The following is a 24,569-nucleotide window of genomic DNA, read 5'->3' as shown; positions in this document are numbered from 1 at the left end:
TCCGTCCACTGCAGCCGACATGGCCAAAACCACTACGACAGCCGCGGGCAAGCATGCCGCCGGCGCCGCATCGGGCAAGCCGCGCCGCGCCCCGGCCGGTGCGCCCGCCGCGCCTGACGCGGCCGACGACGAAGCCGCGGGCGGCGCATCGTCGTATCTCGTTCCCGGGCTCGAGCGCGGGTTGCGCATCCTGTCCGAATTTTCCGCGCGTGAGCCGGTGTTGAGCGCGCCCGAGCTGTCGAAGCGAATCGGCATCCCGCGCACGACGACGTTCCGCCTGTTGCAGACGCTCGAAGCGCTCGGCTTCATCGAGCGCGCGAACGGCGACCGCCATTTCCGGCTCGGCGTCGGCGTGCTGCGCCTCGGCTTCGAATATCTGAACTCGCTCGAATTGACCGACCTCGGCGCGCCGGTGCTCGAGCGCTTGCGCGACGCGACCGGGCTGTCGACGCATCTGCTGATCCGCGATCGCCGCGACGTCGTATTTGTCGCGAAGGCGCAGAGCAACGCGCCGATGTTCGGCTCGGTGAAGGTGCACGTGGGCACGCGGCTGCCCGCGCACGCGACCGTGCACGGCCATATGCTGATGGGCGACCTGACGCGCGACGCGATGCGCCAGCTCTATCCGGAAAAGCGGCTCGAGGCGTTCACCGAGCATACGCCCGCGACCGTCGACGCGCTGTACGAGCGTGTGCGCCATTACGCGCGTCTCGGCTACGCGCTCAGCGAGGGTGCGTTCGAGAGCGGGATCTCGGCGGTGACGGCGCCCGTGCGCGACCATTCCGGCTCGATCGTCGCGGCGATCACCGCGACGGTGCCGCGCTCGGAGATCGGCTCCGCCGAAGAAAAGGAGCGGCTCGTCGAGCTCGTGTGCGGCGCGGCCGTCGATCTGTCGCAGCGCCTGAACTATCGGCCGCTCGACAGCGATCCGACCGCCGCGCATGCGCGGCACAAGGTCGCGTTGTTCTGAAGGCGTTCTGATCGCGTCGATCGATGCGCGCGGTATGCGCCGCGCCGCGCTCAGAACGAGTGGTGAATTCCCGCCAGAAAGATCACCTGATTCGCCGTGCTCGACGCGCCCGCCGTGAAGAACGCCGCCTTCGCGTTGCCGCTCGCGTGCTCGTACAGCACGTTCGCGTAGAGCTGCGTGCGCTTGGACAGCGAATACGTGTCGCCGAGCTCGAACTGCGTCCAGCGGCGGCCGGCGAGCGTCGAGCTTGCCGCGCCGCCCGCGATCACGTTGAACGGCGAGCTCTGGTAGTTCGCGCCGGCGTCGTAGCTCTGGAACGTGTCCGAGTGACCATTCGCCTGCAGCTTCACGTGCGTGTAGAGGCCGTGCACGAGCAGCGGGCCGAAGCGATACGACAGGCCCGCGCCCATGTTCTCCGCCTTCTTTGCGACGTAGCTCGCGACGGGCATGCCCTGGAACGTGCCGCCCGGCCCGGCGATGCCGCCGACGGTCGCCATCGAGAACGCCTGGTCGTGCTCGTTCGAATAGACGGCGGCGGCCTTGAGCGGGCCATTCGCGTAGTTGACGCCGAAGCTCATCGTCCGGCCGTTCGAGAAGTTCGTCGTGTTGCCGAAGCCGAGCATCGCGCCCACGGTGAAGCCCGCGTAGGTCGGCGACCGGTACTTGACCGAGTTGTTGAACGGCACGGAGCTCGTGTCCGCGAGCTGGTCGAGGTTGCCCGGATGGAATGCGTACCAGCTCTGCGCGAGGAACGCGGTCGACAGCGGGTCGAGCCAGTCGAAGTTGAACGGCGTCTGATGGCCGAGCGTCAGCGTGCCGAGCCTGTCCGAATTCAGGCCGACGAATGCCTGGCGGTTCCACATCGTGCCCGCCGCCGCCATCTGGCCGTTGTTCGTATAGAAGCCGTTTTCGAGCTGGAAGATCGCCTTCAGGCCGCCGCCCAGATCCTCGACGCCCTTCAATCCCCATCGATCGGGCTGCGTGTTGCCCTGAATCATCGACCACTTCGCGCCGCCGCCGACGTTGTTCACGTACGCGACGCCGGCGTCGAGGCTGCCGTACAGCGTGACGCTGCTCTGCGCCCACGCGCCGGCGACGGCGCCCGCGCCGAGCAATGCTGCTACCGCATGCTTGACCATCTGATCTCCTGACCTTTGCTCCAAATGACGCGGGTGGTGGCCATGCGCGAAACGGCCGATCGCGCGCGTTCCCGCGCATGAATATTGGGCTTTCTTTTGTTCCATGTATGGAACTTCGTGCCTTTGGCGGAATCGAGTATAGGGGTGGAAATCGGCTGGAACAAAATAAATTTTCGAATGGGCGCGAAGCCCGCGATTCGTCCGACGACATGCCGATAACGCATTGAAAGATCGACGGAAAGCCTGAAAATTCCACTCCGTGCCCATCCCGCGTGGCTTGGATCGCATCGGGCGGAAGCGCGGTCTCGGTATTTTCCCTAGGCGTTGCAGCTTTTTATTTTGATCTTCGAAACACGCTCCTATAATCACCATCTATAAACTGACGTTCCTTATTTGGAACAAACAAGCGGATCGACTTGAAGAAAGGGTGTGAGATGTCTGAACAATGGGTTTGCGCCGGACACGCCGGCGCGTTGTCCGAGGATTCGCCGATCGAGTTCAAGCGCGCCGACGGCGTGGAGATCGGGATCTACCGCGTCGGCGACGAACTGCATGCGCTCGAGAACGTCTGCCCGCACGCGTATGCGCTTCTCACGCAAGGCTTCGTCGACGACGGCACGGTCGAGTGCCCGTTGCACGAGGCCGTGTTCGACATCAGGACCGGCCAGTGCCTGAAAGGGCCGGGCGGCCGCGCACTGAAGACGTACGCGGTGCGGCTCGCCGGCGAGGAAATCCAGATCAAGGTGGAATGACATGAACGAGACGACCGTGAACTTCAATCCGTTCCTCACGCCGTGGCGCGCGCCGCAGCCGAACAACGTCGCGGGCAAGGGGCAGATCGAGATCCCCGGGCAGATGCCGAATCTCGTGTGGCAGACGCGCAAGGCCGAGCCGACGCAGTACGAGAACGATCTCGGCGACGCGCTCGAACGTGTGTTCGAAGGCGGCGCGGCCGAGCTTGCCGACGTCGTCGCGGGCCTGAACCGCATCGGCTTTCGCACGCCCGACGGCGCCGAATGGACGGCTGAGCGCTTCTGCGCGGAACTCGCCGCGCTCGCCGAATGACGCAGCCGCCCTCAAACGCTTCCGGAGCAAACAGATGACGTCTTCCGCCCAAACGAACCCCGGCGCCGATCCGGTGCGCGCGTATCTCGACCGCGGCATCCGCAACTACTGGTATCCCGTCGCGCCGAGCTGGCAGGTGTCGAGCGCGCCCGTCGGCATCACTCGGTTGTCCGAACAGATCGTGCTGTGGCGCGATCGGCAGGGCAACGTGCACGCGCTCGAAGACCGCTGTCCGCATCGCGGCGCGCGCCTGTCGCTCGGCTGGAATCTCGGCGATCGCGTCGCGTGCTGGTATCACGGCGTCGAAGTGAACGGCGGCGGCACCGTGACGAAGGTGCCGGCCGTGTCGAATTGTCCGCTCGAAGGGCAGTCGTGCGTGAAGTCGTACCCGGTCGAGGAGCGCGCGGGCGCGATCTTCCTGTGGTTCGGCGATGACGCGCATCGCGAGCCCGCGCCGCTCGTGCTGCCCGACGAACTCGTCGGGCCCGAGTACGCGCAATTCGTCTGCGTGTCGAACTGGACCTGCAATTACCAGTATGCGATCGACAACGTGATGGACCCGATGCACGGCGCGTATCTGCACGCGACGTCGCATTCGATGGCCGAAGGCGACAAGCAGGCCGACATGCGCGTGCACAAGACCGAGACGGGCCTGATGTTCGAGAAGGTCAACCAGCGCGACGTGAACTTCGACTGGGTGGAGCTCGGCGAGACGGGCTGCATCTGGCTGCGCCTCGCGATTCCGTATCAGCGCAAGTTCGGCCCGGGCGGCAGCTTCGGCATCGTCGGCTTCGCGACGCCGATCGACGACGACCACTGCCAGGTCTATTTCTGGCGCACCCGCAAGGTTGCGGGCTGGCAGCGCGACGTGTGGCGCTTCCTGTATCGGAACCGTCTCGAAGGGCTGCACTGGGCGGTGCTCGAGCAAGACCGCTACGTGCTCGAAAGCATGGCGCCGAACGCGCGCGATCACGAATACCTGTATCAGCACGACGTCGGCATCACGCGCGTGCGGCGGATGCTGCGCCAGCGCGCGCAGGAGCATCTCGCCGCGCTCGGCGCGCATCGCGCGGCGCAGGCCCCCGCGACGGAGCGCGCATGAGCGCGCCCGTGCAGGCGATCGCGCTCGCCGGCCGCCGAGTGCTCGTCACGGGCGGCGCGCGCGGGCTCGGCGCGGCGTTCGTCGAGGCGCTCGTCGCGGCGGGCGCGAAAGTCGCGTTCGGCGACGTGCTCGAAGCCGAAGGCCGCGCGCTCGCGCACCGCTTGCGCGACTCGGGCCATGACGCGCACTTCGTCGCGCTCGACCTCGCGGACCCGGCGAGCGTCGCCGCTTTCGTCGACGAAGGCGCGCGGGTGCTCGGCGGCATCGACGGCCTCGTGAACAACGCGGCGATCACGAACTCGGGCGGCAAGCGCGCGACCGAGCTTTCGATCGACACGTGGGACGCGGTGATGAACGTCAACGTGCGCGGCGTCTGGCTCGCGTGCAACGCGGCGTTGCCCCATCTCGCGCGCTCGGGCCGCGGCGCGATCGTGAATCTCGCGTCCGACACTGCGTTGTGGGGCGCGCCGAAGCTGCTCGCTTACGTGGCGAGCAAGGGCGCGGTGATCGCGATGACGCACACGCTCGCACGCGAGTTCGGCGAGCAGGGCGTGACGGTCAACGCGATCGCGCCGGGCCTGACCGAGGTCGAGGCGACCGCATACGTGCCGGCCGAGCGACGCCAATACTACTTGCAGGGCCGCGCATTGCCGCGCGCGCAAGTGCCGGCCGACGTGACGGGGCCGATGTTGTTCCTGCTGTCCGATGCCGCGCGTTTCGTCACGGGGCAGTTGCTGCCCGTGAACGGCGGCTTCGTGATGCATTGACCGATTGTTAGCACTTAGCACTCTTGAAGGAGATGACGATGGCGGACGCCGATATCGAGCGTAAATCGTGGGACCAGACGGCGGGCGAGAGCTTCGCCGAATGGATGGACGGGCGCGTCGCGCGCCTCGAGACGCGCCGTTACGACTGGGACGCGCTGAAATTCCAGGCCGATTTCGATCCGAAATACCGCCGCGCGCAAATGCGCTACGTGGGCACGGGCGGCACGGGCGTCGCGAAGGATGCGAACACGGTGCCCGCGGGCGGCTTCACGTTTTCGACGATGGTGATTCCGGCCGGCAACGTCGGCCCGAGCCACATTCATATCGACGTCGAGGAAATCTTCTTCGTGCTGCGCGGCAGGATGAAGGTGATCTGCGAGCGCGACGGCGAGACGTGGGAGGCGGTGCTCGGCGAACGCGACCTGATCTCGGTGCCGCCGGGCGTCTATCGGACCGAAATCAACATCGGCGACGAAGACGCGCTGATGTGCGTGATGCTCGGCTCGCCGAAGCCGATCACGCCGACGTATCCGCCGGATTCGCCGCTCTCGAAGATCAAGCGCTGATGCACGGACGACGACGATGAGCGCGATTTCCACGACGACAGCCGGCGCGAGCGCGATGCCTTTCGCCGCGCTGCTCGAACGCTTCGCCGAGCGACACGCGGCGGCGGGCGACGCGGGCACGATCGGCTACCGCGAGGCGGGCGAATCGTACGGCGAGCGCACTGAGCAAGCCGGGCGCGATCCCGTCGTGCTGCTGCACGGGATCGGATCGGGTGCGGCGTCGTGGGTGCGCCAGCTCGACGCGCTCGGCGCGACGCGTCGCGCGCTCGCGTGGGACGCGCCAGGCTATGGCGCATCGTCACGCGTCGCGGCCGGCTCGCCCGTCGCGGCCGACTACGCGGCGTCGCTCGCCGCGTGGCTCGACGCGCTGCGCATCGAACGCTGCGTGCTCGTCGGCCATTCGCTCGGCGCGATCGTCGCCGGCGCGTTCGCGCGGATCGCGAGCGAGCGGCTTGCGGGATTGCTGCTGATTTCTCCTGCCGGCGGCTACGGCGGCGCGCCCGCCGACGTGCGGGCCGAGCGGCGCGACAGCCGTCTCGCACTGCTCGCGTCGCTCGGCCCGCAAGGGCTCGCCGACGAGCGCAGCGCAAACATGTTGTCCGCGCATGCGAGCGACACGGCGCGCGCGTGGGTGCACTGGAACATGGCGCGCATCGCGCCCGCCGGCTATGCGCAAGCGGCGCATCTGCTCGCGAACGCGGATCTCGCGTCCGATCTCGTCCATTACCGCGGCCGCGTCGCGGTCGCCGTCGGCGGCGACGACGCGATCACGCCGCCCGCCGCATGCGAGCGGATTGCGCGCGCGGCGCGTGTTGGGCTGCAGGTGATTCCCCGTGCGGGCCATGCCGGCTACGTTGAAGCGCCCGATGCGTACAGCGCGTTGATCGACGCTTTTTGCCGTCAATGTGACGGATCGCGAGGCGCGACATGAGCGAACCGCTACTGAAAGACGCCGACAACGCGAAGAATGATTCGACCTACGTAGTACCGGGGCTCGAGCGCGGGCTGCGGGTCCTGGCCGAGTTCTCGCCGCGCGAGCCGGTGCTCGGCGCGCCGGAGCTGTCGAAGCGGCTCGGCATTCCGCGCACGACGGTGTTCCGTCTGCTGCAGACGCTCGAGTCGCTCGGCTTTCTCGAGCGCGCGGACAAGGATCGCAATTATCGCCTCGGCGTCGCGGTGTTGCGCCTCGGCTTCGAATACCTGAGCTCGCTCGAGCTGACTGATCTCGGCTTGCCGGTGATAGAAGGCTTGCGCGATGCGACGGGCTTCACGGCGCACATCGTGATTCGCGACGGCCGCGACGTGGTGTTCGTCGCGAAGGCGCAGAACGCGGGGCACGCGTTCGGCTCGGTGCGGGTGAACGTCGGCACGCGCCTGCCCGCGCACGCGACGACGCACGGCCACGTGCTGATGGGCGACCTGTCGCTCGCCGAGTTGCGCGCGCTGTATCCGGAGCGGGAGCTCGAACGCGTGACGAAGGCGACGCCCGAGACTGTCGACGCGCTCTTCGACGTGATTCGCGCCGATGCGCGGCGCGGCTACGGCATCGGCAACTCGGCGTTCGAGCGCGATATCTCGGTCGTCACGGCGCCCGTGCGCAACGAGGCGAGCCGGATCGTCGCGGTCGTCACGGTGACGGTGCCGCGGCCGGAGATCGATGCGGCGCTCGTCGCCGACGGGCTGATCGAGAAGGTCGTGCGCGCGGCGGGCGGACTGTCGCGGCGGCTCAACTACCGGGCCGACGACGAAAACACCTATTTGAAGGCATTGGGATTGCGATGATCCAGATCGATTTGAGCGGGCAGGTCGCCGTGGTGACGGGCGGCTCGTCCGGCATCGGCTACGCTTGCGCCGAGCTTTTTCTGCGCGCGGGCGCGTCGGTCGCGATATGCGGGCGCAGCGACGAACGGCTCGCGAGCGCGCATGCGCGGCTCGCGCAGCAGTTCCCGAGCGAGCGCGTGCTCGCCGCGCGCTGCGACGTGCTCGACGAAGCCGACGTGACTGCGTTCGCGCAGGCCGTGGCCGAGCGCTTCGGCGGCGCCGACATGCTCGTCAACAACGCGGGCCAAGGCCGCGTGTCGACGTTCGCGGACACGACGGACGACGCGTGGCGCGACGAACTCGAGCTGAAGTACTTCAGCATCATCCGCCCGACGCGCGCGTTTCTGCCGCTGCTGCGCGCGTCGGCCGCGCCGGCGATCACCTGCGTGAATTCGCTGCTCGCGCTGCAGCCGGAGCCGCACATGGTCGCGACGTCGTCGGCGCGCGCGGGCGTGCTGAGCCTCGTCAAATCGCTCGCGAACGAGCTCGCGCCCGAGCGCATCCGCGTCAACTCGATCCTGATCGGCATCGTCGAATCGGGGCAGTGGCGGCGGCGCTACCACGCGCAGGCCGCGCCGGGCGAATCGTGGGAAGCGTGGACGGCCGCGCTCGCCGCGCAGAAGAACCTTCCGCTTGCGCGCTTCGGCCGGCCCGACGAGGCCGCGTGGGCGCTCTTTTATCTCGCAACGAATCTGTCGTCGTACACGACGGGCAGCCATATCGACGTATCAGGAGGCTTTGCACGCCATGTCTAACAAAACCACGACCACGGTCGGCGAGCTGATTGCCGCCTTCCTCGAACAATGCGGCGTGAAGACCGCCTTCGGCGTGATCTCGATTCACAACATGCCGATCCTCGACGCGATCCACACGCGCGGCAAGATCCGCTATGTCGGCGCGCGCGGCGAGGCGGGCGCCGTCAACATGGCCGACGGCCTCGCCCGCGTGTCGGGCGGGCTCGGCGTCGCGTTCACGAGCACGGGCACCGCGGCGGGCAACGCGGCGGGCGCGATGGTCGAGGCGCTGACGGCCGGCACCCCGCTCGTGCACGTCACCGGGCAGATCGAGACGCCGTACCTCGATCAGGATCTCGCGTACATCCACGAGGCGCCCGATCAACTGTCGATGCTCAATGCGATCTCGAAGGCCGCGTATCGCGTGCGCACGGTCGAATCCGTGCTGCCGACGATCCGCGAGGCAGTGCGTGTCGCGATGACCGCGCCGAGCGGCCCCGTGTCGGTCGAGATTCCGATCGACATCCAGGCGGCCGGGATCGAGTGGCCGGACGATCTCGCGCCGCCGCACGTCGCGGTGCGCGAGCACGACAGCGCGCGCGTCGCGCAGCTCGCCGAGCGTCTGGCGAGCGCGCGCCGGCCGCTGCTGTGGCTCGGCGGCGGCGCGCGGCACGCACGCGCGGAAGTCGAGCGGCTCGTCGCACTCGGCTTCGGCGTGGTCACGAGCGTGCAGGGCCGCGGCGTGCTGCCCGAGGATCATCCGGCGACGCTCGGCGCGTTCAACGTGCACGCGGCCGTCGAGCGCTTCTACAAGACGTGCGACGCGGTGGTCGTCGTCGGCTCGCGGCTGCGCGGCAACGAGACGCTGAAGTACAAGCTCGCGCTGCCGAGCCCGCTGTTCCGCGTCGATGCCGACGCGCTCGCCGACAACCGCGGCTATCGCAACGACCTGTTCGTGCACGGCGACGCGAAGCGCGTGCTCGCCGAGCTCGCGGACCGGCTCGAAGGCAAGCTCGCCGCCGATCCGCGCTTCGCCGGAGATCTCGAGGCCGCGCGCGAGGCGGCCGTCGAGGACGTCGGCAAGGGGCTCGGCCCGTACAAGCGCCTCGTCGACACGCTGCAGCAGGCGCTCGGCCGCGACTACAACTGGGTGCGCGACGTGACGATCTCGAACAGCACGTGGGGCAACCGCCTGCTGAGGATCTTCGAGCCGCGCGCGGGCGTGCATGCGCTGGGCGGCGGAATCGGCCAGGGGATGCAGATGGCGATCGGCGCGGCGCTGGCGGGCGCGGCGGCGAAGACGGTGTGCCTCGTCGGCGACGGCGGCCTGATGGTGAACGTCGGTGAGCTCGCGACCGCCGTGCAGGAGAACGTGAACGTGATGATCGTGCTGATGAACGACCAGTGCTACGGCGTGATCCGCAACATCCAGGACGCGCAGTACGGCGGCCGCCGCTGCTACGTCGATCTGCATCAGCCGGATTTCGCGCAGTTCTGCGCGAGCCTGAAGCTCGCGCATCACCGGCTCACGTCGCTCGACGACGCGCAGCGCATCGTTCGCGAAGGGCTCGCGCACGAAGGCCCGGTGCTCGTCGAGGTCGACATGCTGTCGGTCGGCGCGTTCGCGACCGCGTTCGCCGGCCCACCCGTCAAGAAGGACACGCCCGCGGAGCGCCAGTATGCGTAACGCTCACGCTCCCGTCGACGTCGCGATGATCGGCTTCGGCGCGATCGGCGCGGCCGTCTATCGCGCGGTCGAGCACGACGCGGCGCTGCGCGTCGCGCACGTTATCGTGCCCGAGCATCAGTGCGATGCGGTGCGCGGCGCGCTCGGCGAGCGCGTCGACGTCGTGTCGTCCGTCGGCTCGCTCGCGTACCGTCCGCAGTTCGCGCTCGAGTGCGCGGGGCACGGCGCGCTTGCCGACCACGTCGTGCCGCTGCTGAAGGCGGGCACGGATTGCGCGGTCGCATCGATCGGCGCGCTGTCGGACCTCGCGCTGCTCGGCGCGCTGTCGGACGCGGCCGACGAAGGCGGCGCGACGCTCACGCTGCTGTCGGGCGCGATCGGCGGCATCGACGCGCTCGCGGCCGCGAAGCAGGGCGGCCTCGACGAGGTGCTGTACATCGGCCGCAAGCCGCCGCTCGGCTGGCTCGGCACGCCGGCCGAGGCGATCTGCGATCTGCGCGCGATGACGGCCGAGCAGACGATCTTCGAAGGAAGCGCGCGCGACGCGGCGCAGCGCTATCCGAAGAACGCGAACGTCGCGGCGACGGTTGCGCTCGCGGGCGTCGGCCTCGACGCGACGAAGGTGCGCCTGATCGCCGATCCGGCCGTTACGCGCAACGTGCACCGGATCGTCGCGCGCGGCGCGTTCGGCGAGATGTCGATCGAGATGAGCGGCAAGCCGCTGCCGGACAACCCGAAGACGTCCGCGCTGACGGCGTTCAGCGCGATTCGCGCGCTGCGCAACCGCGCGTCGTGCTGCGTGATCTGAACTGCTCAACGTCAGGACAACCATCGTGACTGCATTCGACTCATCGCTCGTGCCGTCGGGCGACATCCTGATCGGCGGCGAGTGGCGCTGCGGCCGCGGCGCGACGACGCCGAACTTCTATCCGGCCGACGGCTCGCTCAACGCCGAGATTCACATGGCCGACGCGGCCGACGCGCGCGAGGCGGTCGAGGTGGCCGACGCCGCGTGGCGCCGCGCGAACTGGTCGGGCCTGAAGCCGCATCAGCGCGCGGGCGTGCTGCACCGGATCGCCGATCTGATTCACGCGAATCACGAGGCGCTCGCGCAGTTGCAGCGGCGCGACAACGGCAAGCCGATCAGCGAGACGCGCGCGCTCGTCGCGAGCGCGGCGAACACGTTCCGCTATTTCGCCGCGTGCGCGGAGACGCTTGACGACGCGCTGACGCCATCGCGCGGCGACTATCTGTCGATGAGCGTGCACGAGCCGCTCGGCGTCGTCGCGGCGATCACGCCGTGGAATTCGCCGATCGCGTCCGACGCGCAGAAGCTCGGCCCCGCGCTCGCGGCGGGCAACGCGGTCGTGCTGAAGCCGGCCGAGGTGACGCCGCTCGCGTCGCTCGCGCTCGCGCGCCTATGCGAGCAAGCGGGCGTGCCGCCCGGCGTGATCTCGGTGCTGCCGGGCAAGGGCTCGGTGATCGGCGACGCGCTCGTGCGCGATCCGCTCGTGAAGAAGGTGTCGTTCACGGGCGGCACCGAAGTCGGCCGCGGGATCGCGCGGCTCGCGGCCGAGAAGCTGATGCCGCTGTCGCTCGAGCTGGGCGGCAAGTCGCCGACGATCGTGTTCGACGACGCCGATCTCGATCACGCGGTCAACGGCGTGCTGTTCGGGATCTTCAGCTCGTCGGGCGAATCGTGCATCGCGGGCTCGCGCCTGTTCGTCCAGCGCGCGATCTACGACGCGTTCGTCGCGCGCCTCGTCGACGCGGCGCGCAAGCTGCGCGTCGGCGATCCGGCGAGCGAGCGCACGCAGATGGGTCCGCTCATCACCGCGCAGCATCGCGGCACGGTCGAGCGCTACGTCGCGCTCGGCCGCGACGAAGGCGGCCGCGTGCTGTGCGGCGGCGAGCGGCCGACGGGCGAAGGCCGCGACGCAGGCTTCTTCTATCTGCCGACGATTCTCGACGGCCTGTCGAACCGGGCCCGCATTTGCCGGGAAGAAATCTTCGGGCCGGTGCTCGTCGCGCTGCCGTTCGACGACGAGGCGGCGCTCGTCGCCGAAGCGAACGACAGCGTGTTCGGGCTTGCGGCCGGCATCTGGACGCGCGACTACAAGCGCGCATGGCGCGTCGCGCGCGCGCTCGACGCGGGCACCGTGTGGATCAACACGTACAAGCAGTTCTCGATCTCGACGCCGTTTTCGGGCCGCAAGGAAAGCGGGATGGGGCGCGAGAAGGGAAGCCTCGGGATTCGCGAGTACATGCAGCAGAAGAGCCTCTACTGGGGCTTGAACGATTCGCCGCTGCCGTGGGCGAACTGATGGAACTGACGGAAAGGATCATCGCATGAGCATTCTCGGCATCGAACAGATTACCTACGGCGTGACCGATCTCGCGACGTGCCGCCGTTTCTTCGCGGACTGGGGCCTCAACGAAGTCGCGCGCGGCGAAGCATACGTGAGCTTCGAGACGATGAATGGCTGCACGGTGCGCGTCGTCGACGCGCGCGATCCGTCGCTGCCGCCCGCGTTCGAGGAAGGCCCGACGCTGCGCGAGGTCACGTGGGGCGTCGGCACGCAGGCGGAGCTCGACGCGCTGCGCGGCCGGCTCGCGGGCCAGCCGGGCCACTACGAGACCGACGACGCGATCGGCTGCATCGATCCGAACGGCATGGCGATCCGCATCGAAGTGACGCGCAGGCGCCAGGTCGACGTGAAGGGCTCGCTGCCGAACGTGTGGGGCGAGACGCTGCGCGTCGACCAGCCGGCCGCTATCTACGAGCGTGCGGAGCCGATCGAGGTCGGCCACGTCGTGTTCTTCACGAACCGGCTCGCCGAGCAGGAGGCGTTCTATCACGAGCTGCTCGGCTTCGAGACGTCGGATCGCTACCCCGGCCGCGGCGCGTTCATGCGCTGCGCGCCGCACGGCGGCCATCACGACCTGTTCCTGCTCGCGCTGCCTACGGCCAAGCGCGGCCTGAACCACGTCGCGTTCACGGTGCGCGACATCCACGAAGTGTTCGGCGGCGGGATGCACGTGAGCCGCCGCGGCTGGGAGACGCAGCTCGGGCCGGGGCGGCACCCGGTGTCGTCCGCGTACTTCTGGTACTTCCGCAATCCGGCGGGCGGCCTCATCGAGTATTACGCGGACGAGGACATGCTGACGCCCGCATGGCAGCCGCGCGAGTTCGAGCCGGGCCCGACCGTGTTCGCCGAGTGGGCGATCGACGGCGGCCTCGACGGCAATACGCGCCGGCAGAAGAACGCGCAGGCGCCGGAAGGCAGGTTCATGACGGAGCGCAAGGATGACTGAGCATGCGAATGCCGACGCGGGTGCCGCGCCGCGCACCGTCGTCGTGATCGGCGGCGGGCAGGCGGCGGGCTGGGTGGTGAAGACGCTGCGCGGCGAGGGCTTTGCCGGACGCATCGTGATGATCGCGGACGAAGCGCATCCGCCGTACGAGCGGCCTCCGCTGTCGAAGGCGGTGCTCGCGGGCGATGCCGACATCTCGACCGTGCGCGTCGTGCAGCCGGACGAATTCGGCGCGCTCGGCATCGAAGCGTGGCAGCCCGAACGCGCGGCGTCGATCGATCGCGCGCGGCGCATCGTGCGCACCGCATCGGGCCGCGAGATCGAATACGACCGGCTCGTGATCGCGACGGGCGGCGCGTCGCGACGTCTGCCGGATGCGATCGTCGGGACGCCTCATCTTCACTACCTGCGCACGCTCGACGAGGCAGTCGCGCTCGGCGAGCGGCTGCGCGCGAGCCGCCGCGTGCTCGTGATCGGCGGCGGCTGGATCGGGCTGGAAGTCGCGGCGACCGCGCGCAAGCTCGGCGTAGACGCGGTCGTCGTCGAGGGTGCGCCGCGGCTTTGCGCGCGCTCGGTGCCGGGCGAGGTGTCCGATTTCCTGCTCGATCTGCATCGCGCGAACGGCGTCGACGTGCGGCTGAACGCGTCGCTCGCGTCGCTCGGCGCGCATCCGGACGACGCGAATCGCGTACGCGCGACGCTCGCCGGCGGCGCGACCGTCGACGCGGACTTCGCGGTCGCGGGAGTCGGCCTCGCGCTCAATACGTCGCTCGCGACCGAAGCGGGCTTGCACGTCGACGACGGCATCGTCGTCGACGAATACGGAGCGACGAGCGATCCGGCGATCTTCGCGTGCGGCGACGTCGCGAACCATCCGAACGCGTGGCTCAAGCGCCGCGTGCGGCTCGAATCGTGGGCGAACGCGCAGAACCAGGCAATCGCGGCCGCGAAGGCGGTGCTTGGCGTGCGTGCGCCGTATGCGGAGATTCCGTGGTTCTGGTCCGATCAATACGACGTGAACCTGCAGATCCTCGGCGATCTGCCCGCCGACGCGCAGCGCGTCGTGCGCGGCGACATCGCCGCGAAACGCGCGACGCTGTTCTTCGCGACGGACGGCGCGCTGCGCGGCGTGATCGCGATCAACTCGGCGCGCGACCTGAAGCTCGCGCGCAAATGGATGAATCAGGGGCGCGCAATCGACGTCGCCGCGCTGACGGACGCGACGAAGGCGCTTGCCTGACCACGAGAACGACGACATGGAGGAGAACCCACGCATGAGCACACTGGAAACCGCGATCGCGGGCGCGCCCGCGGCCGACACGGCGGCGAGCGCCGCGACACCCGGCGCGATCATCGCGCGCCTCGAGCGGCTGCCCGCGAACGCGATGCAGATCCGCGCACGCGTGCTGATCGGCGCCGCGACCTTCTTCGACGGCTTCGACGTGATCACGATCGCGGCGACGCTGCCGCTCCTGATCCACAAGTGGGGGCTGTCGCCGAATCAGGTCGGGATGCTGATCGCGTCCGGCGCGATCGGCCAGTTGCTCGGTGCGTTCCTGTTCCCGGCGCTTGCGGAGAAGCACGGCCGCGTGCGCGCGATCGCGTGGAGCTCGGCCGTGATCGGCGTGACGAGCATCGCGTGCGGATTCGCTTCGACGTTCGAAGCATTCGTGCTGCTGCGGATCGTGCAGGGGCTCGGCCTCGGCGGCGAGCTGCCGGTCGCCGCGACCTACATCAACGAAATCACGCGCGCGCACGGGCGTGGGCGCTTCGTGCTGCTGTACGAGATCGTGTTTCCGATCGGCCTGCTCGCGTCGATGGCGCTCGGCGCATGGCTCGTGCCGCGCTTCGGCTGGGAGGTGATGTATTTCATCGGCGGGATGCCGCTCGTGCTCGCGCTCGTGCTTGCGCGGCTCGTGCCGGAATCGCCGCGCTGGCTCGCGTCGCGCGGGCGGCTCGACGAAGCGGGGCACGCGCTGCATGCGTTCGAATCCGCGGCGAAGGAGCCGCTGCCGCCCGTCGCGCATGCGAGCGAGTTCGACGCGCTCGTGCGCAGCCATCCGAAGCGCCGGATGATCGACCTGTTCGGGCCCGCGTATCTGAAGCGCACGCTCGCGGTCGCGACGCTGTGGGCGACGTGTGGATTCATCCAGTACGGGCTGTCGACCTGGCTGCCGACGATTTACAAGAACTTCTATCACGCGCCGCTGCAGCTCGCGTTGAACCTTGCGGTGATCGGCTCGGTGATGGGCGTCGTGGGCTCGCTCGTGTCGGCGCTTGCCGTCGACGTGGTCGGCCGCAAGCCGGTGATCGTATGGTCGTTCGTGCTTTGCGCGCTGTCGCTCGTGTTCGCGGGGCTCTTTCACGCGTCGTCGGTGTACGTGGTCGCGACGTTCTGCTCGTTCGCTCTCGGCCTGATGGCGTCGGGCTTCATCACGTCCTATGTGTACACGCCCGAGCAGTATCCGACGAGCATCCGCGCGGCCGGCTGCGGACTCGGCAGCGCGTGGCTGAAGATCGCGTCGTTCGTCGCGCCGATGGCGGTGCCGCGCGCGATCGTCGGCGGCAATCTGAGCCCGGCGTTCTACTTGCTCGCGGTGGTGCCGCTCATTGCTGCGCTGACCGTGCACTTCGTCGGCATCGAGACGAAAGGGCAGGTGCTCGAAAAACTCGAGGCATAGCGCGGCGCTTTCGCAACGTTTGGCAGTAGTGCAGCAGAAAAAGCCCGGATATTCCGGGCTTTTTTGCGCGTGCATCCGAAAGCGGCCGGACGGCGGCATCGAGCACGCCGGCCGATGCGTCCGGCGGTTCCGCGCCGGCTGGCCATCGGCGTGTCTCCGCGCGCATTCGATAAGTCGTGTTTTCTGGATTTATTAATGGCCGGTTTAAAACATTTATTGATGAATAGGAATCCGCTTATATTGCATTTCGGGCAATGTTGTCTGGATTACATTTTTCACATTCTTTCGTCAGTGTTCGATGGATTACTGTTTTTGAGTATTTGAGGTTTGCCAAGGTGGAAAGTTATTAATATCCCTGCCTGCGAGGCGTGATTGGGGTTCGCGATTGATGTCCCGGAAATCGTATAAATGATTTTGACATTTAATCGCAATGCATGATTTCGTATTCGACGGCGACGTCCTGCGGACTGCGCACTCGGAAATGACCCTGCTGACGGCCCGTGCGAATTGAAATCACAGGGGATATTGAGTGAACAAAATCTACAATGTTGTCTGGAGTCGGGTGCGAGGCCAATTGATTGCGGTTTCCGAATTTTCCGGATCGAATGGCAAGGGTTCGACGACGCGAGTCGCCAGGGCGGCGCCTGGCGTCGCCGCACATGTTGCGGCTTCCCGCCGATCGCGCCCGTCGTGGGTGAAGCTCGGCTTGATGTCGCTGTCGGTGAGCGCGGCGATGGGCTGGATGGCGACTGACGCCGCGGCGCAGGTCAGCTATGCGGCGGGCTATAACGCCTATGCCGGCCCCGGCAGCAATACCGGCCCGTGGGCGTTCTACAACCCGGCCTTCAGCGCGGGCACGCTGCTGTACGGCACGGCGGTCGGCAACTACGCGTATGCGAACGGCGAGGGCAGCTCGGCCTACGGCGATCACGCGACGGCGCAGGGGCGCATCGGCACCGCGCTCGGCGCCTATTCGGAAGCGGCCGGCGACGGCGGCACCGCGATCGGCGCCAGCGCGCGGGCGCTGCCGGACTTCAGCATCGCGATCGGCACGAACGCGCAGGCGCTGAAGGACACGGGGCAGTCGATCCCCGGCCGCGAAGACATCGGCACGATCGCGATCGGCGCGGGCGCGCTCGCGCAGGGCGACAACAGCGATCCGCTGCACGTGTCCGCGCCGAATGCGTTCGGCGGTTACACGGTCGCGACGGCGAGCGGCGCGGTGGCGCTGGGCGAGGGCGCTGCGTCGTCCGCCTATTACGCGAATGCGCTAGGCTCGTATTCGAAGGCATCGGGTGCGGGCGCGGTCGCGGTGGGCGGCGGCGCCGAAGCAACCGCGCAGGGCGCGGTGGCGATCGGCGGCGCGACGAGCGTCAACGACGCGACCGCACTGTCCGGCTATGCGAGCGCGAGCGGCATCAACGCAATCGCGGTCGGTTCCGGCGCGCAGGCGACGGGCAGCCAGTCGATCAGCATCGGCACGGGCAACGTCGTGTCGGGCGCGAACGCCGGCGCGTTCGGCGATCCGTCGACAGTTACGGGCACGGGCTCGTATTCGTTCGGCAACAACAACACGATCAACGCGAACAACGCGTTCGTGCTCGGCAACAACGTGCGGATCGGCTCGGGACTCGACGGCTCGGTCGCGCTCGGCAACGGCGCGGCGGTCGCGGCGGCGAACCCGACCGGCAGCGCGACGATCACGACGACGTCGGGCGGTCAATTGACGCTGTCCGGTTTTGCCGGCGCGAATCCGACGAGCGTCGTCAGCGTCGGAGCGCCCGGCGCCGAACGCCAGATCACGAACGTCGCGGCGGGGCGCATCACGCCGACGTCGACGGACGCCGTCAACGGCAGCCAGTTGTATGCGGTTGCGAGCACGATCGACAGCGCGGTGAACGGCGGCGGGATCAAGTACTTCCACGCGAATTCGACTTTGGCCGATTCGACGGCGGCGGGCGCGGACAGCGTCGCGGTCGGCCCGGCCGCGCTCGCCTACGGCAACGACTCGATCGCCGAAGGCACGAACGCGACGGCGGGCGTGAGCGGCAACCCGGCGGTCGCCGGCGACGTCGCGCTCGGCAGCGGCGCGCAAGCGACGGGTGGCCGCTCGCTCGCGCTCGGCGCGAACGCGTCGGTCAATGCCGCGGGCGGCGTCGCGCTCGGCGCCGGGTCGGTCGCGAATCGCGCGGCCGGCACGTACACCGATCCGATCACGGGCGGCAGCTTCACGACCGCATTCGGCGCGGTATCGGTCGGCCTCGAAGGATCGCTGCGCCAGATCACCAACGTCGCGGCGGGCACGCAGGCGACGGACGCGGTGAACGTCGGCCAACTGCAAGGCGCGATTGCGCAGTTGAACCAGTCGATCCAGAACATCACGAACGGGTCGAACTCGGGGAACAACGGCAACAACTCCGGGCAGACCGTGTCGGGCCAGTGGATCACGGGCAACCCGTCGACCTATACGCCGCCGGTGGCGAGCGGCATCGGCTCGACCGCCGCGGGCAGCGGCAGTGTCGCGTCCGGCGCGAACAGCGTCGCGATCGGCGACGGTGCGTCGGCGTCCGGCAACAACTCGGTCGCGCTCGGCGCCCATTCGGTTGCGAGCGCGCCGAACACGGTGTCGGTCGGCTCGGCCGGCAACGAGCGGACGATCTCGAATGTCGCGCTGGGTGTGAACGGCACCGATGCGGTGAACGTGAACCAGTTGAACAGCGGCATCGGCAATGCGCTCAGCCAGGCGAATCAGTACACGGATCAGAAGGTCGACCATCTGCGGCGCGAGATGAACGGCGGCGTGGCGGCGGCGATGGCGGTGGCCGGCTTGCCGCAGCCGACCGCGCCGGGCAAGAGCATGGTCGCGCTCGCGGGCTCGACGTGGCAGGGGCAACAAGGCTTCGCGCTCGGCGTATCGACGATTGCCGAGAACGGCAAGTGGCTGTACAAGGGGGCGCTCACGACCAGCACGCGCGGCGGGACGGGCGCGGTGCTCGGGGCCGGCTATCAGTGGTGACAGTGGTGACGTGAGTCGCGTGCAACGGCCGGCGTACGTCCGGCCGATGAGACGATAAGGAATCCAATATGAAAATGAACAGGATATCGAAATATGTGGCGGCCGCCGGGATCTGCGGGGCGCTGCTGGCGGGATGCGGGATGGCGCCGACGACCGCGCCGGACGGCTCGGTCGGGTTTCCGGCGCGCGACAGCGCGTGGCTGAAGGAAGGCACGTTCGTGAATGCCGAGAACCTGCGCCAGATCGGGCCCGGTCTCGACAAGAACCAGGTCTATGCGCTGATCGGTGAGCCGCATTTCAGCGAGGGCATTGTCGGCGTGCATGTGTGGAACTACGTGTTCGATTTCCGCACGGGCCCGGGGGCGAGCGACGTCGTGACGTGCCAGTACCAGATCCAGTATGACGACCACTATCGCGTGAAGTCGACGTACTGGAAGGAGCCGGCGTGCAAGGCGCTTGCTGACGGCCCGAAGCCGGTGCCCGCCGTGCAGGCGCCGCCGGGCGGCGACGTGAAGCAGTTCACGCTCGATTACCCACTGCTGTTTCCGTTCGACAAATCGGCGCTGCGCGACCTGCTGCCGGCCGGTCGCGCGGAGCTGGACCGGATCGCGGCCGCGCTGCAGCAGCAATACCAGCACATCCGCTCGGTGCGGGTCACAGGCTATACCGACCGGCTCGGCACCGACACATACAACCGGCAACTGTCGCTCGCGCGGGCCGAAACGATCCGCGCGTACCTGACGACGCGCGGCCTGCCCGGCGATCTGATCGTCGCGCAAGGGCTAGGCATGGCCGATCCGGTCAGCAGTGGCTGCCCCGCCGGACGGTCGGCCGAGGCGATCGCGTGTCTCGCGCCGGACCGGCGCGTCAGGATCGACGTCGCCGGCGAGCGGCGCTAGTCTCGCGGCGGGCGCGGCTCAAGCCGGCTGCGACGCCGGCTGTGTCGGCTATGTCGGCCGCATTGACGCCTGCCTCAGCGCCCATCGCGGCACCTGCGCGTTTCGCGCGGGCGCTGAGTACGACGGACGGCCGTTCGATGCGCGGGCCGGCCCGTCCGCGAGTTGCGGCGAGCATCGGCGTGCGATTCAGCGCACGGCGGTGACGGGCACGCTTGCGATGCGCACGAGGCGATCGAGGATGCTGCGATGGAAGAAATGGGCGAGCGCGTGGACGGGATCGCGGCGCGGCGCGACGACGACGATCTCGTCGCAGCCGTTCTCGGTCGCGCACGCGGCGATCGTGTCGGCGATCGGACCGACTTTCATCGCGACCGAATATTTGACGTTGGCGTCCTTGAGGATGCCGATGGCTTGGGTGAGTTCGCTTTCCGAAAAATCATGCTCGATCTGGCGGAGCTTCGCGAGCGAGTGGAAGGCTTCGAGGCGGGTGGATTCGAGTGGGGGCTGCACGTTGACAAGCACGACTTCGGATGCACATCGCTCGTGATACAGAAAGACGGCGTGCCGCACGGCCTGCAGTGAACGCTGCGAATGGCCGACGGGAACCAGGAGTTTGAGCATGGGAAAACCTGTTCGGTAACGCGATGACAGTAGGCTAGTCTCGCCAGTGTCGGTGCGGTCTAAAGAAATTCGGGGGCGGCATAAAAATGTCGTAAACGTTCTTCCCCGCCTCACCTTATAAAAAATATAAGAAATATAAATTTATGCGCATAAAGGGACGGGTCGATTGGTGACGAATCCGGGTCTTCGGATGGCTCGCGTAGCGACGCCGGCTCGATGCCCGGCGCATGTCACGGGTGCGGCGGCGCGGCGCGTCGTCACGCGCGGCTTCGTTCATTGCGGCGCCGACGCAGCGAGCGCGGTACGCCGATTGAATCGGTAGCCGGATTGCTTCGTTGATTTGTTGCGGTGCGGCATGCGCGGCGCGGAATCGCGGTAGTGTCGCAGCGCGATCCGTTGCGTTTATATAATCGTCGACATCCCCGCCACAGGCGGCGCGCCGGCGCGCCGGCGTGCGGTGGGGCGCTTTGCCGCCGGCCGGCCCACCTGTTCGCACGGAGCCCCGCATGTCCGAACGCATTTCTCCATCGCCCCGCTCAACGTCCATGCCGCTCGATCCGCTCGTCGACATGCCCGCGCACGCGCTCGCCGCGGCGATCCGGCGCAAGGACGTATCGTGCGTCGAGACGATGCGCGCATATCTCACGCACATCGGGCGCGTGAACGGCGATGTCAATGCGATCGTCGCGTTGCGCGAGCCGGATGCGCTGCTTGCCGAGGCCGCGCAGAAGGACGCGGCGCTCGCGCGCGGCGAGTATGCGGGCTGGCTGCACGGCATGCCGCAGGCGCCGAAGGATCTTGCGATGACGAAGGGCATCGTGACGACGCTCGGCTCGCCGATCTTTCGCACGATGACGCCGACGGCAGATGCGATCGTCGTCGAGCGGATGCGCGCGGCGGGCGCGGTGTTCATCGGCAAGACGAACACGCCGGAGTTCGGGCTGGGCTCGCACACGTTCAACGAAGTCTATGGCGTGACGCGCAATCCGTACGATCTATCGAAGAGCGCGGGCGGCAGCAGCGGCGGCGCGGCGGCCGCGCTCGCGGCGAGGATGCTGCCGGTTGCCGACGGCAGCGACTTCGGCGGCTCGCTGCGCAATCCGGCCGCGTTCTGCAATGTCTACGGCTTTCGGCCGTCGCAAGGACGCGTGCCGCGCTGGCCGAGCGTCGACGTGTTCGTCCAGCAGCTTGGCACCGAAGGGCCGATGGGGCGCACGGTCGTCGACGTCGCGCAACTGCTCGCGATCCAGGCGGGCTATGACCGGCGCGATCCGCTGTCGCTCGCCGAGGATCCGCTGCGCTTCGCGCAGTCGCTCGAGGCCGACTTGCGGGGCAAGCGAATCGCGTGGGTTGGCGACTGGAACGGCTATCTCGCGATGGAACCGGGCGTGCTCGAGCTGTGCGAGGCGAGCTTCGATGCGTTGCGCGCGATCGGCTGCGACGTCGATGCGGCGCTGCCGGCGTTCTCTCCGGAACGGATCTGGCAGACGTGGCTCGCGCACCGTCATCTGCTCTCGGGTGGGAATCTGCTGACGCTTTACCGCGAGCCGTCGCGGCGCACGCAACTGAAGCCGGAAGCGATCTACGAAGCGGAGGGCCTGTTCGCGCTCGGTGCGGCCGACATCTACGATGCGAGCGCGGCGCGCAGCGCATGGTATCGGGCGCTGACGACGTTCTTCGAGCGCTACGACTACATTGCCGCGCCCACCGCGCAGGTCTTCCCGTTCGACGTCCACCTTCGCTGGCCGCAGGCGATCGCCGGGCGCGCGATGGACACATATCATCGCTGGATGGAAACAGTCGTGCCGTGGACGCTCGCCGGCTGCCCCGCGATCAGCGTGCCGGTCGGGTTCGGTGCGGCGGGGTTGCCGATGGGCATGCAACTGATCGGCCGGCCGCGCGACGACCTCGCGGTGCTGCAGCTTGCGCATGCATACGAAAAGGAGCGGGACTGGGTGAATGCGCGCCCGCCCGCGCTATCCGGCGCACGTATCGAATAGGCGCGCCGGATGCGTGCGTACCAAGGCTGGATCGAGTCGGGCAATTGTTTCGCGGTGCAAAATAATTGACGCCGGCCGATGCGTCAGATCGACGTAACTTACTTCGCTGTTCTCAATTCGCCAGCGGGCAGCCGGCTTGTCGATTTCAATTCGCGCATCGAGATCGTGCTGAGCAGCTCCTTCACGCCCGGCAGCGACCGGAGCCGATTCAGCACGAAGCTCGAGAACGTATCGAAATTCTTCGCGACGATTTGCACGAGATAGTCGTGCTGGCCGGTCGTGTTGTGGCACGCGACCACTTCTGCCATCGCCATCACGCCCGCCTCGAACGCGCGGCAGGTTTTCTCGGTATGGCTGTCGAGCGAAATGTTGACGAACGCGACGATCTCGTAGCCGAGCGCGCGCCGATCGAGGATCGCCTGATAGCCCGAGATGAAGCCGTCGGCTTCGAGCCGGCGCAGGCGCTTCCAGCACGGTGCCGCCGACAGCGCGACGCGATCGGCCAGCTCCGCGTTGCTGAGGCGCCCATTGTCCTGCAGGATCTTCAGAATCTTCAGATCTGTTTCGTCGAGCTTCATGCCGATCGCCTTTTTATGGAAGGAATGAAAGAGGAAAGATTCTTTTGATTATAGGGGCGTGCGGAAATGAAATGGAAAGCATATTTCCTGCTAGCTTTTTTACACTGAGTCGATTGGCGATCGGCGCCGCGCGGCTTGCCGCATGCCGGCGGCCGGAATCGCATCCATCGTACAAAGGAGCCACCGCATGACATATTCGAGCTATCACAGGAAGGACATCGACGGCCGCCCGCTGCATCCGGAAACGCAGATGATGTCGTACGGATTCGATCCGTTTTTGTCCGAAGGCGCAGTGAAGCCCCCGGTGTTCCTCACGTCGACGTTCGCATTCCGCTCGGCCGAGGACGGCGCCGATTTCTTCGACGTCGTGTCGGGCCGCAAGCCGCTGCCGCAAGGCGAAGCGGCGGGCCTCGTCTACAGCCGCTTCAATCATCCGAATCTCGAGATCGTCGAGGATCGCCTCGCGCTGCTCGACGGCTCCGACGCGGCCGTCGTCACGTCGAGCGGGATGTCGGCGATCAGCGCGATCTTTCTCGCGTTCCTGCGGCCGGGCGATCAACTGGTGCAATCGGTGCCGCTGTACGGCGGCACGGAAACGCTGATCGCGAAATACTTCCGCGAATGGGGCGTCGGTGCGCATCCGATCGACAACGGTCTGTCGCCGCAAGCGATCGGCGCGGCGCTCGAGGCCGCCGCGCAGCAGGGGCACGTGCGGCTCTGCTACGTCGAGACGCCGGCGAATCCGACGAACGCGCTGATCGACCTCGACGGCATGCGCCGCGAGCTCGATGCGTTCGAAGCGCGCCACGGCTATCGTCCGATTTCGGTGTGCGACAACACGCTGCTCGGGCCGATCTTCCAGAAGCCGAGCGAGCACGGCGTCGACATGTCGGTGTACTCGCTGACCAAGTACGTCGGCGGCCACAGCGATCTCGTCGGGGGCGGCGTGACGGGGCGGCGGGATCTCGTCGCGAAGGTCCGCGCGGTGCGCAGCGCGTTCGGCTCGCAGCTCGATCCGCATTCGTCGTGGATGCTGATCCGTTCGATGGAAACGGTCGTGCTGCGGATGAAGCAGGCGGCGCGCACCGCGTCGGCGGTCGCGAAGTGGCTCGCGACGAATTCGTATCAGAAGGTCGACGTGTACCACCCGGAGCTGATCGCCGACGATGCTTATCGGGCCGTGTACGAGCGGCAATGCACTGGCGCCGGCTCGACGTTCGCGTTCGTGCTGAACGGCGGCCGCGCCGAAGCGTTCCGGTTCATCAACGCATTGCATCTGTTCAAGTCCGCGGTGAGCCTTGGTGGCACCGAATCGTTGATCTGCCATCCGGCGTCGACGACGCACTCCGGCGTGCCGGAGGCGGCGCGCAAGGCGGCGGGCGTGTCGGAAGGATTGATTCGCGTGTCGATCGGGCTCGAGCACGAGGAGGATCTGATCGCCGATCTCGACAGCGCGTTTCGCCGGTCCGGCATCGCGGCGGCCGGCTGACGAAGCAGGCGGCATGCGCGGGGCGATCGGCCCGGCGCCGTCGGCGCGGCCGAGCGGGCGCCGCGCCGGGTTCGCCCGCATTCCCGAATGCGAACGGGCGGCGTTAGTCGGAAGCCGAT

23 protein-coding genes are annotated in these 24,569 nt (G+C 67.9%); 19 read left to right on the top strand and 4 right to left on the bottom strand.

The window, feature by feature from the left end; genetic code table 11:
* Positions 1 to 19: 19 nt before the first annotated feature.
* Positions 20 to 970 (top strand): IclR family transcriptional regulator, encoded by a 951-nt coding sequence (locus AQ610_RS26215; RefSeq protein WP_006027430.1) that lies wholly within the window; start codon positions 20 to 22, stop codon positions 968 to 970.
* Between the two features lie 50 nt (positions 971 to 1,020).
* Here AQ610_RS26215 and AQ610_RS26210 read toward each other — a convergent pair whose 3' ends face one another.
* Complete coding sequence (locus AQ610_RS26210; RefSeq protein WP_009914825.1) at positions 1,021 to 2,109, bottom strand: porin; 1,089 nt, start codon at positions 2,107 to 2,109, stop codon at positions 1,021 to 1,023.
* Between the two features lie 434 nt (positions 2,110 to 2,543).
* Between AQ610_RS26210 and AQ610_RS26205 the strand changes: the two genes are divergently transcribed.
* The 16 genes from AQ610_RS26205 to AQ610_RS26130 all read left to right on the top strand — a co-directional run bounded on the left by AQ610_RS26205 (position 2,544) and on the right by AQ610_RS26130 (position 19,762).
* On the top strand, positions 2,544 to 2,861 hold the full coding sequence (locus AQ610_RS26205; protein WP_009914826.1) for a non-heme iron oxygenase ferredoxin subunit: 318 nt from the start codon (positions 2,544 to 2,546) through the stop codon (positions 2,859 to 2,861).
* 1 nt (position 2,862) lies between these two features.
* Positions 2,863 to 3,174, top strand: coding sequence for a recombinase-like helix-turn-helix domain-containing protein (locus AQ610_RS26200; protein ID WP_006027427.1), 312 nt, complete (start codon positions 2,863 to 2,865; stop codon positions 3,172 to 3,174).
* A 34-nt stretch (positions 3,175 to 3,208) separates the two neighbouring features.
* The gene (locus AQ610_RS26195; protein WP_006027426.1) at positions 3,209 to 4,276 is read left to right on the top strand and encodes an aromatic ring-hydroxylating dioxygenase subunit alpha; all 1,068 of its coding nucleotides are present in this window, start codon (positions 3,209 to 3,211) and stop codon (positions 4,274 to 4,276) included.
* Complete coding sequence (locus AQ610_RS26190; protein WP_006027425.1) at positions 4,273 to 5,043, top strand: SDR family oxidoreductase; 771 nt, start codon at positions 4,273 to 4,275, stop codon at positions 5,041 to 5,043. Before AQ610_RS26195 ends, AQ610_RS26190 begins: the two co-directional genes overlap by 4 nt.
* 38 nt (positions 5,044 to 5,081) lie before the next feature.
* A complete protein-coding gene (locus AQ610_RS26185) occupies positions 5,082 to 5,609 on the top strand; it encodes a cupin domain-containing protein (RefSeq protein ID WP_009914832.1) in 528 nt (175 codons plus the stop codon).
* 16 nt (positions 5,610 to 5,625) lie between these two features.
* Entirely contained in the window at positions 5,626 to 6,540 is a 915-nt protein-coding gene (locus AQ610_RS26180; protein WP_006027423.1) for an alpha/beta fold hydrolase, read from the top strand.
* A complete protein-coding gene (locus AQ610_RS26175; protein ID WP_006027422.1) occupies positions 6,537 to 7,391 on the top strand; it encodes an IclR family transcriptional regulator in 855 nt (284 codons plus the stop codon). The genes AQ610_RS26180 and AQ610_RS26175 overlap by 4 nt, the downstream gene beginning before the upstream one ends.
* Positions 7,388 to 8,185: an SDR family oxidoreductase gene (locus tag AQ610_RS26170; protein WP_006027421.1), complete on the top strand. Its 798-nt coding sequence runs from the start codon at positions 7,388 to 7,390 to the stop codon at positions 8,183 to 8,185. The genes AQ610_RS26175 and AQ610_RS26170 overlap by 4 nt, the downstream gene beginning before the upstream one ends.
* Positions 8,178 to 9,851 (top strand): thiamine pyrophosphate-binding protein, encoded by a 1,674-nt coding sequence (locus AQ610_RS26165; RefSeq protein ID WP_043282768.1) that lies wholly within the window; start codon positions 8,178 to 8,180, stop codon positions 9,849 to 9,851. Before AQ610_RS26170 ends, AQ610_RS26165 begins: the two co-directional genes overlap by 8 nt.
* On the top strand, positions 9,844 to 10,659 hold the full coding sequence (locus tag AQ610_RS26160) for an aspartate dehydrogenase (RefSeq protein ID WP_006027419.1): 816 nt from the start codon (positions 9,844 to 9,846) through the stop codon (positions 10,657 to 10,659). The genes AQ610_RS26165 and AQ610_RS26160 overlap by 8 nt, the downstream gene beginning before the upstream one ends.
* A gap of 25 nt (positions 10,660 to 10,684) precedes the next feature.
* Entirely contained in the window at positions 10,685 to 12,175 is a 1,491-nt protein-coding gene (locus AQ610_RS26155; RefSeq protein ID WP_006027418.1) for an aldehyde dehydrogenase, read from the top strand.
* 25 nt (positions 12,176 to 12,200) lie between these two features.
* Complete coding sequence (locus AQ610_RS26150) at positions 12,201 to 13,166, top strand: VOC family protein (protein WP_006027417.1); 966 nt, start codon at positions 12,201 to 12,203, stop codon at positions 13,164 to 13,166.
* On the top strand, positions 13,159 to 14,406 hold the full coding sequence (locus AQ610_RS26145; protein WP_006027416.1) for an NAD(P)/FAD-dependent oxidoreductase: 1,248 nt from the start codon (positions 13,159 to 13,161) through the stop codon (positions 14,404 to 14,406). Before AQ610_RS26150 ends, AQ610_RS26145 begins: the two co-directional genes overlap by 8 nt.
* A gap of 34 nt (positions 14,407 to 14,440) precedes the next feature.
* Positions 14,441 to 15,847 carry an MFS transporter gene (locus AQ610_RS26140; protein WP_009914836.1) on the top strand — a complete coding sequence of 469 codons (1,407 nt, stop codon included), beginning with the start codon at positions 14,441 to 14,443 and terminating at the stop codon, positions 15,845 to 15,847.
* 562 nt (positions 15,848 to 16,409) lie between these two features.
* Positions 16,410 to 18,863 (top strand): YadA family autotransporter adhesin, encoded by a 2,454-nt coding sequence (locus AQ610_RS26135; protein WP_045554741.1) that lies wholly within the window; start codon positions 16,410 to 16,412, stop codon positions 18,861 to 18,863.
* Positions 18,864 to 18,931: 68 nt separating this feature from the next.
* Complete coding sequence (locus AQ610_RS26130) at positions 18,932 to 19,762, top strand: OmpA family protein (RefSeq protein WP_009914842.1); 831 nt, start codon at positions 18,932 to 18,934, stop codon at positions 19,760 to 19,762.
* Positions 19,763 to 19,948: 186 nt separating this feature from the next.
* On the opposite strand, the gene AQ610_RS26125 is transcribed toward AQ610_RS26130, so the two are convergent.
* Positions 19,949 to 20,383 (bottom strand): universal stress protein, encoded by a 435-nt coding sequence (locus tag AQ610_RS26125; protein ID WP_009914843.1) that lies wholly within the window; start codon positions 20,381 to 20,383, stop codon positions 19,949 to 19,951.
* A gap of 545 nt (positions 20,384 to 20,928) precedes the next feature.
* Here AQ610_RS26125 and AQ610_RS26120 point away from each other — a divergent pair.
* Positions 20,929 to 22,383 (top strand): amidase, encoded by a 1,455-nt coding sequence (locus tag AQ610_RS26120; RefSeq protein ID WP_006027411.1) that lies wholly within the window; start codon positions 20,929 to 20,931, stop codon positions 22,381 to 22,383.
* 98 nt (positions 22,384 to 22,481) lie between these two features.
* Here AQ610_RS26120 and AQ610_RS26115 read toward each other — a convergent pair whose 3' ends face one another.
* Together AQ610_RS26115 and AQ610_RS38240 are read right to left on the bottom strand one after the other, a co-directional pair.
* Complete coding sequence (locus tag AQ610_RS26115) at positions 22,482 to 22,961, bottom strand: Lrp/AsnC family transcriptional regulator (protein WP_006027410.1); 480 nt, start codon at positions 22,959 to 22,961, stop codon at positions 22,482 to 22,484.
* Positions 22,962 to 22,974: 13 nt separating this feature from the next.
* The gene (locus tag AQ610_RS38240; protein ID WP_009914844.1) at positions 22,975 to 23,169 is read right to left on the bottom strand and encodes a hypothetical protein; all 195 of its coding nucleotides are present in this window, start codon (positions 23,167 to 23,169) and stop codon (positions 22,975 to 22,977) included.
* Here AQ610_RS38240 and AQ610_RS26110 point away from each other — a divergent pair.
* Positions 23,149 to 24,450, top strand: coding sequence for a cystathionine gamma-synthase family protein (locus AQ610_RS26110; protein ID WP_006027409.1), 1,302 nt, complete (start codon positions 23,149 to 23,151; stop codon positions 24,448 to 24,450). The two genes, AQ610_RS38240 and AQ610_RS26110, sit on opposite strands and share 21 nt — an antisense overlap.
* The last annotated feature ends 119 nt before the right edge of the window (positions 24,451 to 24,569 follow it).

The organism is Burkholderia humptydooensis (assembly GCF_001513745.1).
GTDB classification, from domain to species: domain Bacteria; phylum Pseudomonadota; class Gammaproteobacteria; order Burkholderiales; family Burkholderiaceae; genus Burkholderia; species Burkholderia humptydooensis.
Note: the sequence above shows the minus strand (reverse complement) of the source record. Positions and strands in the feature narration are given on the sequence as shown.